The sequence below is a fragment of the Rubritalea sp. genome, from assembly GCF_039830215.1.
Taxonomy (GTDB): domain Bacteria; phylum Verrucomicrobiota; class Verrucomicrobiia; order Verrucomicrobiales; family Akkermansiaceae; genus Rubritalea.
The window spans coordinates 1-13,499 of sequence record NZ_JBDOPO010000040.1; the positions used below are offsets into that span (position 1 = coordinate 1).

At 48.0% G+C, this 13,499-nt stretch carries 9 protein-coding genes; 2 read left to right on the forward strand and 7 right to left on the reverse strand.

Annotated elements, in window-relative coordinates:
- Positions 1-409: 409 nt before the first annotated feature.
- On the forward strand, positions 410-1,153 hold the full coding sequence (locus ABGY95_RS00990; protein ID WP_347439811.1) for a PEP-CTERM sorting domain-containing protein: 744 nt from the start codon (positions 410-412) through the stop codon (positions 1,151-1,153).
- A 655-nt stretch (positions 1,154-1,808) separates the two neighbouring features.
- Positions 1,809-1,940 (forward strand): hypothetical protein, encoded by a 132-nt coding sequence (locus ABGY95_RS00995; RefSeq protein WP_347439812.1) that lies wholly within the window; start codon positions 1,809-1,811, stop codon positions 1,938-1,940.
- A gap of 485 nt (positions 1,941-2,425) precedes the next feature.
- Here ABGY95_RS00995 and ABGY95_RS01000 read toward each other — a convergent pair whose 3' ends face one another.
- From ABGY95_RS01000 to ABGY95_RS01030, 7 genes are all read right to left on the reverse strand, one after another.
- Positions 2,426-3,916 (reverse strand): hypothetical protein, encoded by a 1,491-nt coding sequence (locus ABGY95_RS01000; protein WP_347439813.1) that lies wholly within the window; start codon positions 3,914-3,916, stop codon positions 2,426-2,428.
- Complete coding sequence (locus tag ABGY95_RS01005) at positions 3,913-4,773, reverse strand: c-type cytochrome (protein ID WP_347439814.1); 861 nt, start codon at positions 4,771-4,773, stop codon at positions 3,913-3,915. The genes ABGY95_RS01000 and ABGY95_RS01005 overlap by 4 nt, the downstream gene beginning before the upstream one ends.
- A gap of 138 nt (positions 4,774-4,911) precedes the next feature.
- Complete coding sequence (locus tag ABGY95_RS01010; protein ID WP_347439815.1) at positions 4,912-7,116, reverse strand: sulfatase; 2,205 nt, start codon at positions 7,114-7,116, stop codon at positions 4,912-4,914.
- A gap of 172 nt (positions 7,117-7,288) precedes the next feature.
- Positions 7,289-8,866 (reverse strand): sialate O-acetylesterase, encoded by a 1,578-nt coding sequence (locus tag ABGY95_RS01015; protein ID WP_347439816.1) that lies wholly within the window; start codon positions 8,864-8,866, stop codon positions 7,289-7,291.
- A gap of 80 nt (positions 8,867-8,946) precedes the next feature.
- Positions 8,947-10,482 (reverse strand): sialate O-acetylesterase, encoded by a 1,536-nt coding sequence (locus ABGY95_RS01020; protein ID WP_347439817.1) that lies wholly within the window; start codon positions 10,480-10,482, stop codon positions 8,947-8,949.
- A 54-nt stretch (positions 10,483-10,536) separates the two neighbouring features.
- Positions 10,537-12,033, reverse strand: a complete 1,497-nt coding sequence (locus tag ABGY95_RS01025) for a sialate O-acetylesterase (protein WP_347439818.1) — start codon at positions 12,031-12,033, stop codon at positions 10,537-10,539.
- A gap of 342 nt (positions 12,034-12,375) precedes the next feature.
- A partial coding sequence (locus ABGY95_RS01030; RefSeq protein WP_347439819.1) for a putative Ig domain-containing protein occupies positions 12,376-13,499 on the reverse strand: 1,124 nt, incomplete at its 5' end.

The following is a 13,499-nucleotide window of genomic DNA, read 5'->3' on the forward strand; positions in this document are numbered from 1 at the left end:
CAACTAAAACAACAAAAAAATATCAGCTTCAGCCCTAACCTAAATGAGCTTTTACAGACAAAAGCTTGCGCAGCCTTAGACTTGGCGCTGCGCTCTTAAGACATTTCCGGGCACACTCGATACTGGTCGATACAAGTATCACCTCATTCCAAGCATGCTTACGCACAACGGCTCAAGGCATCTATGGTAGAAAACCCAGTAGATCTCACCTTGTATTGACGACACTTCTTTTAAAAATAAATAAAACCTATTTTTTTAGTGACCTCTAGCTACTTATGCTATTTAATGTACCATACTCTGTTAACCTTCAGAATCATACCCGCATGTCCTAAGCTGATGACTCGCATCCTATTATATACACCTTTCGCACCATGCTGCCAACTAAGCCAAAACAATAAACCACACATATATGAAACAAACTAAAAGCAACATTTGTAAAATCGCACTAAGCACTCTGTGTGCAGGTGGTGCATTAGCCGCTACCTCGCAAGCAGCATTGATCGCAAAATACGACTTTGAAAATGGGGGTCTGTATGTGGATACATACAATGGCGATAACCCTGCAGTGACCGATGGCGGGACTGAAGATAGATGGTTTGATGACAACACACCTTCCATCACAGGTGTTGAATCCCTGTCAAGAATGACGTGGACGGTTGGTCGTGCAAATGCCAATCAGAACGAACTCGACGAACATGATCTATCTAGCGAAATAAGAAGCCTAGTCTACCGAGCTCAGCTTTCAAATGCTACTACTTCTGATGTAACAATCAGCACATCCTTCGATGTTACTCTGACTTCTGGCTGGGAGCTAACTAACTGGAACTTGGATTTCGGATATGATGTTAATCAAAACATCACCTACACGGTCACCGTGGGCGGCATCGATGGCACCGACACATTTGAAGGTAATAACAATATTACGGATGGTGGCATATGGAATTTCAATGCTAATAGCAACAAAACGGTTGCAACTGCGCTTACTGACACTTTTACTGTAAAAGTCGACTTCACTCAGACTGATGGAAATCTAGGCACATCCCGCTATGACGATTTCATATTGACAGGCGACCTAACGGCAGTCCCAGAGCCAAGCTCTGCTGCTTTGCTAGGCCTTGGCGGAATTGCTTTGATCCTACGTCGTCGCAAGTAAGCACTATACTATTTTTCTACACAGGCAGATGATTAAGAATAGACTCTTCAGGTTTCATATACTGGAGTGTGTTGCCTTTAGACTGGAGGCATGCAGTGTTGCACTTATCCTTTTTTTGGGGAGAGGAGCCGACCCCCTTCACACCAAGCTATAGGTAACAGTCGCTTTGAGAGCATACACATTCACCTAGTCCTTAGCTAGTTCAATGAAATCTTGAAATATTTAACTCATCGGCCAGATCTCAATATACATATACACCTTTCATTCCAATATAAGCACAAAACTTATCGGCTCTTTCGGTTGTCTTGGCCTAATTCAACTGCCAACAAAAATGATGCTGCTGCATTGAATCTAATCCTCCGGGTAGGAAGCGTTCTGAATCTCACGGTCACCAAATCGACCAATGTCATTACCTACAATGGTGGCACTTGAGAAGAAATTGTAACCCCTAAAGAATAGCTTGTATGATGAAGTGATAACGCTTGAAAATGATAAGGCAACCAAGATAAGCCTCGTCGAGATTAGAGTAGATGGTGCGCTTGCCACTCAGCGCCGTATGAACAGAAAAACAGTGGATAAAAAATTGGGGTATAACCCAACTATTACCCCTTAGTTAGAGATGATTGTAATCTAATACTTACGCGCTTATATCAAGATGTGGCAGCTCAAAGAGCCTTTTGAGAACCACCCGATCAGGTGGACTGACGAGATCCAGCTCAAGGCTTGGAAGCACAGCCTAAGCATGAAACAAACCTCTAAAAAGTCACACAAATACGGCCCCACTTAAAGGCAAACAATTTTCCACTCAAAGAAGAGAAGAGGCAACCCAAGCTCTATATTCTTAAGTGCGATATTTTAGAATGGAGGCGTGCAGCAACACACGCCTTTTTTTGCGGAGTGACGAGTCTGACGCAGCACAAGGAGAACCAGTAGCAATACGATAACCACAGCAGATGATCGATGGCTAATAGATATTATTAGCCCACCAAAGAGCTACTGTGGCAATCTAAATCAAAGGGTATCAAAATCAATTAGATCAGACCATCATAGCCATTCGAAAGGATCACATACACCGCAGGATATTTGGATACTAAGAATGGCTGGATAGCTCGCATCGACAGCGCTTAGACCCTTTCAAGGTAAGACTTCGCAATTACTGCGCTAAACACGGCACCTCTTCGTTAGAGGCTCAGCATGCTACAACCCTTCACATCGGAATCCTCTCGAAAAAATCGGCTATGGGCACTGGACGACCTAGATAGAATCGAACTCTTACCTAAGTTTATGAATTAAGTTATAACTGAAAACTGGGCTTACTAGTGTCTGACCAGCCTGATTCTTTAGCGCCTTCAAATCGAATTCATAGACATAGCCCTCCTTTAGCTCGGGAAGAGTAAAGGATAGAGATCTCCCATCTTTACTCAACTTGGATTCCCTCACAACCACCTTCTGCATGTCCATTTGCTTTGATCCGTATGCTTCATGATACTCGTAGAAATAACACTTAAGCATAGATGCAGAAAGTTGCTTCACTGTCGCAGGATCTAACGACTTGGTAAATGTCAGATCAAAACCATCTGCCGTAAGCTTGAGCCCAAGCAATTCGAAGGGCGGCTTACCAGTATATACAATCCTTTTTAGACCTTCACTCCCAGCCCATTTGAGGTGAATTCTGCCCACCCACAGACTACCATCAGGGGCAAATGCCAAACGGTTGTTCCCCTTACCCAAAGATGTCTTATTCAAAAAGGGCACGACTGCACCCTGCAGAGAGCCAGCAACTTCATCCGGGATGAAACGTACTAAATGAGATTGGTTCATTTCACCAATGATCATCTGATTACTAAAAGGACCAAACTTCCCAGCAGTATCATCAAGCAAAGGCTGGGTAGGACTGTTGGCAATCAAACCATGCGGGAAGACTGCTGCCGCTGGAGTGCGCATATTATTGAGTTCATCCACAGGGATTTCCATCGGGTCCCCATCGACCTTAGGATCCCAAACGAGAGATGCAGGGTGACCATAAAACTTTCCTGCTTCGATGTGATGCAACTTACTTGTCCCCATCCAGTCACCCTGGTTATCAGTCACCAACAAACGCCCCTTATGATCAAAACCCAAGCCATTAGGTGACCTGACACCACTGGCATACGGGGTCACCGTACCGTCTGGACTAATCTTTATAACCCACCCTCGATAAGGCACGCAGGAATACATACGACTGACACTTTTTTTCTTAAACTTCCCTGCCAGCTGCTTTTGACTAGCATCAAAACTCTTGAATTCCCCACGCACTTCAGGTGTGATGCCTCCATTATTCGATGCAACATTCAGCGCTACATATAAGTTGCCATTTTTATCCCTAATAGGCCCATAGGCATACTCATGGTAATTTCCAGACACACCAAAGCCGTCATAAACCTTCTCAAAGGAATCGGCCACACCATCTCCGTCATGATCAATCATCTTGGTTAGCTCAGCCCGCTGCATCACCAAAACCTCTTTGTCATTCAGGGCCAGCATACCAAGCGGCAGCTGTAAGCCTTCAGCAAACAATTTCCATTTCTTGGTGGAGGGATTATAAGCAAAGACCTTTCCGTAATTGAAAGAAACCATCAAACGGCCATCTGGCATGAAAGCCAAGGCCCCGATCTGGGGATCAACCCCCTTAGGCAGGACTATATCCTCAATTTTATAGGAATCCTCTGCCCAAATGGATGAGAGTCCTGCCAGCAGCATAAATATAATTAGTCGCTTCTTCATTTTCTAACTCCTTCCTTGATCAAGCTAATGGTAAATTTCTCCATCGTGCTTGGGTTCAACGTTAATATTCCACGGTCAACCTTCCCCTCACTAACCGATATTTTGTAACCTTCGATTTCAGGCAAATCATACCTTAAGACCCCATTACCTCTTATCTTGTAATGCCACAAAATATCCAACCCACGTGACTCAACATATTCTTGAATTTCGAATGTGCTCAGACGGTAACGAAATTTAGGTAATCCGTCAGCACCGATGTCATAGCCGAGAAATTCACGGTCTGAAGAATCCTTAAAAAAGGGCTGCTTCGGAACCGTATAAAAAGCTGGTGAATCTAGTGTAGGTATTGATTTTCCACTACCTGTAAGATGCCCAACAAAATCAGCCCCACCATTCCAAAAATAGCGAATATAGCAATTGTCTGCATCCCAACAGTACGAAACCCCATTTGGCAATGCCACTGCAATCGATACCGGACTCGAATTAGGCATAAATGCCCGCTGAACAGCACCCAACTTCTCCTTAAATGCTGGTTTCTTCGATCTTTTACCCTTAGTAGCTTTTGCACCAGCCTTGAGCATATACTCTGCAATTAACTCTAGGTTCTTTTCACCCACGAAGCCCATCGGAGGCATGGCGATACCATCCTTGCGCTTCCTCCCGGGCTTTATAGCCCATGACACTAGGCCAGCCTTATTTTTTTTATAAATCTTAGCGATTTCAAAGAGTGATGGCCCCACATCAGAAGTACTCGCTTGGTGGCATGCGACGCAATTCGCTTTGAACAATGTTTCGCCTTCGCTAGCCCCCCACGCCACTCTTGTGAGTAAGAGTGGCAGTAAAATATATTTCATCATGAATTATTCTTTTCCTATTTAATCTAGCTTTAAAAAGATACTCAGCCTAAAGCCATCATCCACTGTTACACTTAATTCATAATTGGGGAATCATCTGTTTGGATGACAGTACTCATTTCCGACAAACCAGCTAAAAGGCTAATCTCTCGGAAAGTAGTGCAAACAGTCACGATCAGCCTCATCTACAACGCCTTTAAACTTGGCTAATTCTCTACGAAGATTTCGGATAGCCGTGGCATATGTTTTCTCCTCAACCGAATGCGCATACACTCCCTTTGCTGCTTGAAGTGAGCTCTCTAGAGCTGCGGTATCCTGATCTTTTAACCCTTTGAGCGCAGATTCACTGAGCTGAATTAAAGAGAACAGACCCGGCTTGTAGGCAAAGCCGTCTTTGAGTGTGAACGCCATGGCTTTGAATGTCCCAATCTCCTGCATCGTAGGAACTGGCTCAGAATAGATCAGAAAATTATTCTCGTCAATCAAGCAGAAGATTCCGTGAGTCATTCCCGGTTGTACAGTTGCAACCACTTTGTCGTCTAATAATTCGGCTGGAGCTAGGAACCACTCTTCGTCAGGGCTACGTACATAGCCATTCACACTATAAAGAAAAAATGCCTTTACTACCTTAGCCTTTCGGGCGCCGGTCTCGAAGCTTGCCCAGACATTATCATTTTCTGACCCACGACTGATCACTGCAGGCACACTGCCCTGCCCTGGAAGATCCCCCTTCTTATAGTCAGCATTATTATACGGCACACCTGCATCATATTTTTCCAGCCAAGACTCTAGATCTGCCTGCAGCATGCGAGCCTTCTCGGGATGTTTCTCGACCAGATTGATCTTCTCGCTGAGATCCTCACTCAAGTTGAATAACTGAATTTCCGGTGCACCATTCTCATGTATCCCAGTATTTTTCATCAACTTCCAGTTATCTCTCTGAATAGTGGAAAAGGCACCTCTGAGAACTGGGTAGTGAAAGTAAAGCGTGTCTCGTGGTGCTCCCTCATGGAATTTAGCAACCTTTTCCTGTCCCATGATAACGGGAAAGATATCACAGCCGTCGATGTCCAGCGAACCGTCGTTTTCCAGTCCGGCAATCCCCATAAAGGTCGGAAACAAATCGATCAAGTTGATGGGAGTCTCTCTATTGATGCTACCTGGCTTAATTCCCGGTCCCATCACAATGAACGGAATCCGGCAGCCACCTTCATACGCCCAGCCTTTTCCTTGACGCAAAGGCGCATTATCACTGACCTTTTCACGCCGGAGTTTGCCATCGCTGCTCTTCCAGTTACCCAGATTTTGTGAAGCTCCATTGTCGGAGCTAACAAACACATAAGTGTTATCTATCAGCTTGTGCCCAGGATTGCGCGCGTCATCGGTCTCCTCCAGCGTTGTGATGATTTGACCGACAATCCAGTCAACTGAATCCACCATACTCGCGTAATACGGATTGTGCTGACCCGGCTTGTCAGGATCGGAAATTGATCCCTGATCGGTAGGGAATGGGATGCCTAGTTTTTCACAGTAATGAGTGAGCCGTTTTTTATCGCGGGTCATCACTGGCCCGTGCACCAGACTCGGGCAAAGGTTTAGGAAGAACGGCTTATCCTTCTTAGAGACTTTACTGATCCAGCGCTGTGAAAGATCAGTCATGCTGTCATAGGGACGATCATCCTCTAACAGAGGGAACCGCGGATCAGTAAATGCATCTTTAAGACGGTTCTTCGGCTGCAGAAATAGACCTGAAAAATTAGCCTGCTTTCGATCATTAGCATCATAGATTTCGGGGTCATTGTATTTGTGTTCCTTGTCAAACGAGAAGTCGAACCCCAGATCTAAGGGCCCTGGGTTATACCCAGTCCCTGAAATGTGCCATTTACCAACATGTGCAGTGGTGTACCCAGCCTGCTTTAGCATCTTGGGAATGGCTGGTTTACCGGGCATAACACGTGCAAAATAATAAGGATCTATCTGTGGGCGATCATCTTTACGTGCCCGCGGAATGCGCCCGCCCATATTGACGTGATAGACCCCATTGTGCGGGGTCACTTGGCCGGTCATGTAGGCAGCCCGCGAGGGAGCACAAGTCATCGCCGGAGAATAGGCTTGCATGAAACGAATCCCACTCTCGGCCAGTCGGTCCATATTCGGAGTCTCATAAAATGGCTCATTTTTATGGTGTGTGCGATAGTAGCAAGCAACGTCCTGCCAACCAAGATCATCAATTAGAATATGGACAATGTTTGGTTTCGGTGCCGCTACTGCAGAGGTAGCTCCACTTAAAACAGCAACCGAGACAGTGATTGTAGCCATTGCCATTTTAGAAAAATTCTTATTCATGTTCTATAATTCGTTTTTTTGATTCTTACGGATGAAATATGAGATCAACAGCACAAAACTGTCTATCCTGCGTATGGATGATACATCCACCGCTGATTCTAGCATACTTTTTATTTAAAAAATTATGGGAGACGCACCTCTTTTTTAGGTTCTCCACTTAGTCAAGTTACTGTTATTTTCTCTTTTTGCGACTCTTTTTCTTTGGAGCTGGCTCAGATACTGGCGGCTTCCAGTCGTCGGTCCGAAATGGTGATGCAGGGTAGCCCTCTTTGCTGTAGAGGTTACATTCGGCCGGGTTATCGGCCCACGCATAACGGACGGCAACTGTCTGACTCACTTCTGCTGAGCTTACAACCACACACTCAACTCCATCACGGGTGACAATTTCGGCATCTGCCCAGACGAAATTTTGATCCGTTCCAGCGATCGCAAAAGTTTTCAACTTACCGCCTTTCGCCATCAGACCTGAGCCAGTGTAGTCGAAGGTAATAATCGCCTTACTGTCATCTATCTTAAACGACTTCATGAATGGCGTGGTCGGCGTTTCTTTGCCGTAGGTTTTATTCAGAATGGTCGAGGCCATACGGACACCGACATCCTCTTTGTTTCTGGGATGAATATTTTTTGCTTCACCTAGATCGATCATACTACAGGTAAACACATCCGGTGTGTTGATACCAGCATGCACAAAGCTCTCACGAATCATCGCCCAGACATTATCCAACTCCACGGGGTTCACCTGAGGGTCTTTAAAGTTCGGTAACTGCACGGAATAAAAAGGAATACCCTGCCCCCAAACCTTGCGCCAGCTGCGAACCATGCGAGCTAATTGAACTCGGTAATGCTCTGCCTCCGCCATTTCTTGCGCGTTATTCTCACCTTGATACCAAACGACACCCCTAAGAGCAAAGGGCGCCAGAGGGTGGATCATACCGTTGTATAAATTGCCGGGATAGTTTTGCTTCATCCGTGGGTCCCCCATGAGCGTTGGCTTGCGCCCCCGCTTTTTATTCTCCCATTTTTTCAAGTCTTTTTCGTAGTCAGCCTGAGCCTTCTCAGGGGAATATCCTTGCGCTTTTTCGTCCAGCTTGGATTTCATTGCCAGCGCAAACGAATCCTCTACTTGATCCCCCCATGGTGTCCAGGACTCAACATCGGTTCCGCCCCAGCAGCTGGAAATCAGCCCAATCGGGACATCCAGATTCTTATGCAGTTCACGCCCCGTGAAATAAGCGACACCCGAAAACTTACTAGCAGTTTGCGGTGAACAAACATTCCACTCGCCACCGCAGTCATCCGCTGCCTTCAATGCCGGATTACGTTCCACGCTAAACATGCGGATATTAGGATAGTTGGCGTCTGCAATATTTTTTGAAGCCCCAGTCGTTGTCTTCAGCGTAACCTGCATGTTCGACTGCCCTGAACACAACCAGACGTCACCGGAAAGTACGTTTTTAAGCTCAACACTGTTTTCCCCCTGGAAGGTAATCGAGTGTGGCCCTCCGGCTTTCGGCGTTTGGAGTTTAACCCTCCATTTTCCGTCTTTACCTGCCGTCGTCGTGGCCGATTCGCCCCAACTACCGGTCACCGTGACTTTTTCTCCAGGGTCAGCCGCTCCCCAGACTGGGGCCTGGGTTTCACGCTGAATCACCATGTGATCCATAAACAGTCCAGACGGCTTGACCTCAGCCATGACACAAAGTGGCAAAGCCGCTCCTGCTAATACGATTGTTGATACCTTTAATCTCATTTGATCTAATCTTTTATATGTAACTTAATTTGTCCGTTGAACCGACTCGACGGCTCACTCTCAATAAGACATCGTCTGACTTATTTTTTCTTCTTTTTCTTTTTGTCTGACGGCTTTTTCTCAGAAGGTTCTTCCGGCTTAGCCGCAGGTAGGTCGGCCTCGGTCGTGAAAAGCGATGCAGGGAAGCCCTCCCGGTTGTAGAGGTTGGCACCCTCTGGGTTGATCGACCAGGCATACCGGACGATGGTCGGTTCCGCGATGTCCGCATGAGAGACCTCAACCGTATCTTTGCCGCTTATCCGTGCATCTGCCCATTGCCACTTGCGGTCCTTACCGCAGATCTGAAAGCGCTGGAGCGGATCGTTGGTTGCCTTCGTCGCTTCCATTAGGTGCTTGCTGCCTGTCATCAGGCCGGAACCGACGTGATCAAAGCGAATAGTCACCTTACCATCCTGAATCTCATGACTCTGATAGAGCGGGCCACTCCAGACCGGCAGGTTGACCCCATAATCCTTTTTTAAGGCCCAGGCCGCCAACCGCTTGCCCACATCGATTTTATTCTTGGGGTGCCCGTCCTTGGGATCCCCGATATCATTGAGTACGGCCATGCCGGTATTTTCCAGGACCAGCGCCCGTCGCTGCTGCTCGCAGATCAGCGCCCAGTTATCGTACTCGACCGGTTCATCGCTGATTCCCTTGTAGTTGGCCAATTGAGCATAGTAGAACGGGAAATTGCCCTGCCCCCAGAGCCTGCGCCAATAGGTAATCAAGGTTTCGAAGTGGGTTCCATACAGTGCGGGTCTCTTTTTCTGATTGGACTCCCCCTGGTACCAGATCACTCCCTTGATGGCATAAGGGATCACCGAACGGACCATGGTGTTGAACAGGTATGTCGGAGATTGATGCCTGGGCACCTTATGCGGGGCATTCATAAACGCAGTCATTTCCGGCGTGCTCTGGAAGCCTTCTTCAGGGATCCAGGGTTCGATCACGGTGCCGCCGACCGACGCTTTGATCAGCCCCACGGGAACTTTTAGTTCGCGGCGAAGCTCACGCCCAAAGAAATACCCCGTTGCCGTGAAAGCACTAACCTGCTCTGGCTTAGTGAGAATCCACTCGCCCTTCAGGTTCGTCCTCGTAGACTGCCGACTGACGGTGAATTGCCTGAGCAGATGGTCGTCAGCGGTATCGGTTTCGTGCTTAAGGTAATCATTGACCGACTTGTACGCCTCATTTCGAACGACCTTTGAGAGCATCTTAAGGCTGAAATCCATATTGGACTGCCCGGAGCAAACCCAAACCTCGCCGGACAAGACGTCCCTCAGCTCGACACTGTTGCTCCCTTTAATGGTGATCGTGTGCGGTCCTCCGGCGGCCGGCGTTTGCAGTTGGACGCGCCATGTTCCGTCTGCTCTGGTCACCGTCTGCGCGGATTCGCCCCAACTACCCGTTACGGTTACCGGCTCACTGGCATCCGCGGTTCCCCAGACCGGAGCCTGTGTTTCGCGCTGAATCACCATGTGATCCATAAATATTTGAGCCGGCTTCACATCCGCCATGGCACAAAACGGCAAAGCAGCTGCTGCGAATACGATTTTAAATGTTTTGAACTTCATTGTTATATCTTATAGATTCGCCTGTTTGCGCTCTCAACAAGAAAGAATCTTGAGTTATCGTTTCTTCCTCCTCTTTTTCTTTTTGCTAGACGTCTTTTTCTCAGGGGACTCCTCAGGCTTAACAGGTTTCCAGTCATCCGTACGGAACGGCGATGCTGGAAAACCCTCTTTACTGAAAAGGTTGCATTCGGCGGGGTTGCTCGCCCAGGCGTAACGCACCGAGGCCGGTTCTTTTACTTCAGCTGAACTGACGGCCACACACTCGACGCCATCGCGGTTGACAATTTCAGCATCGGCCCAGACGAATTGCCGATCGGCACCGGCGATTGCAAATGTTTTAAGTTTACCACCTTTAGCGACGAGTCCTGATCCTGTGTAGTCAAAGCTAATAACCACCTTGCCTCCTTCCATTTTGAACGACTTCATGAATGGAGTGGTCGGAGTCCCCTTTCCGTAGGTTTTATTGAGAATGGTCGAAGCCATGCGAAGGCCCACATCGAGCTTATTTTGGGGATGGATCCCAGCTCCACCTAGGTCGATCATCGTGCAGGTAAACAGATCCGCTGTGTTGTTAGCAGCATGAACAAAACTCTCGCGGATCATCGCCCAAGCATTATACCCTTCCACTGGATCGACCTGCGGGTTTTTAAAATTGGGTAATTGAACTGCATAAAACGGGAAATCCAGGCCCCATGCTTTGCGCCACCCACGTGCAAGGCGAGCCAATTGAACACGGTAATGCGACGCCGAATTCATACCCGAGTTTGCATTATTTTCGCCCTGATACCAAACCACACCCTTGACCGAAAATGGTTGAAGCGGATGGATCATGCCGTTGTATAAATTCCCGGGATAGTTCCGATTCTTACCCTTTGCCGCAGGGTCCGTTTCGGGCATCTTTTTCTGGACATAGGGATCATCTGCCTGTTCTGCCAATGGAGTCCAACCTTCAATACACGTTCCGCCATAGCAACTGGTCAATAATCCAATAGGAACATCCAAGTTCTTATGAAGTTCGCGCCCAGTAAAATAGGCGGTGGCCGAAAAATCCTGCACCGTCTGCGGAGAACAAACAGCCCACGCACCACCACAGTCGTCCAGTTCCTCTAGCGACAGTTTACTGTCTACCATAAAGCTCCGGATCTGCGGGTAATTCGCGTTTTTGATAACCTCTGCAGAATCTCCCAACTTTGAAACAGGCCATACCATGTTCGATTGACCAGAACACAACCAGACATCACCGGACAATACGTTCTTAAGCTGAACATTATTTTCCCCTTGAAAGGTGATTGTGTGAGGCCCCCCGGCCTTTGGCGTTTGAAGTTTAACGCTCCATTGACCGTTTTTATCCGCCGTCGTCGTGGCCGATTCACCCCAGCTACCAGTCACAGTTACCTTTTCTCCAGCATCCCCAGAGCCCCAGACCGGAGCCTGCGTTTCGCGTTGAATCACCATGTGATCCATAAATAATCGGGCCGGTTTCACATCGGCCATGGCAACACCTGAGCTAGCCACAACACATGTAATAAAAGTAGATTTTGATAGGTTCATAGACGCAAGCAATCCCTATTGATGAATTGAAGGAAACAATGACCACAAAAGTCGTCGCCGACCATCCTGCGTTTGGATGATGTGAAAGAGGGCATCGCCGCATCGGAACCGTCGATCACAGCATCCTGAACAGCAAAGCCCCTGGCTCTGACATCGCATTCTCATGGAGCCCCACACAGCGTGCAACCCGTTACAACACACAACCACGCCGGACCACGCAGCTTGGAAAGACCTAAAGGGGCTTCATTGGGGTCGGAGACCACATCGACAAAACTAAAACTGTAGACCTACACTTCCGCAGCACAGCTTTCATTGATTGGCTTCGGAGGCAAAGCCTGTAGATTATTCTTGCTGCGGAGAAGTAAGATCACCATTAAGTTGGAAGTCGTCGAGGAATATAGACCCGTTTTTCTGGGTATTGCTCAGTTCAATCGTCACAGTAAACGTACCGGAGAGCGGTCCTGCAATCGTGCTACTTGATTGTGGCTGGGTCCAGCGATTCACCGCCGACAAGGCTGTTGCAGCGTCGATCACGCCCCCGTCCACCGTGAACTTGCATGTCCCTCGTCTCTTGGATTTGTGCCCGAAACTTACAACAGCGTTCGACAGCGAGCAACCAGCAGCCAGCGTAACATCGAATGAAACGGTCACCGGAGCGGAAGTGTCGAAATCTGCACGATACGTTTTATCTACCGAATCTCCAGCTGGAACAGTTCCATTGGCTGCTATAGCTGAAGAATTGCTTAGTTGGATATTGTTCTGATGCGCATTAGCATCTGCGACAGTAAATCTGATTCCCGACAGCGTCACGCCCGCTGGGGGAGTGAAGTTGCCAGCGCTGTACTTTCTATCCTCAGCACCTTCCTTTGTTCCTCCACCTACGTCGCCTACAGAGTAGGTCTGAAAGTCGAAATTTGCGATCAAGCTAGGCGCCTCTATGACGTTAATATTCAGCGTCGCAGTAGCCGATCCACCATTACCGTCTTCCACTTTCACAGTAAAGCCGTTGGCAGCCGAATCGGACAGCTCAGGTGTCCCAGCGAGAGAACCATCCTTGCCGATGTTCAACCATGCCGGACCACTGAGCTTCGTGAAGCTTAGCCGATCACCGTTCAAATCAGCGGCATCGGTGGCAATCGAACTGGTGTAAGCCCAATCAATAGACGCGTCAGGCTTGTCGATCGGGTCGTTGATGAAGACCGGAGGCGTCGGTTCAGCCGCGCGGAAAGCCGAAGCCACGAGGCCGGCTCCATTTCTCAGATTAGGACCGACGGTCTCGCTCCAAGCAAAACGCATGGCCGTAGGCTCAGTCACATTCGGGGAACTAAGAGTTACTTTGCTGCCGTTGATGCGAGCCGTGGCCGTATGGTAAATTTGATCCACTCCTGCGATTTCGAAACCGTCGGGGGCCTTCCCATCACTAGTGGTTAAGCCCACAGCGGAATCAAATGCAACTTCCAGCGTGT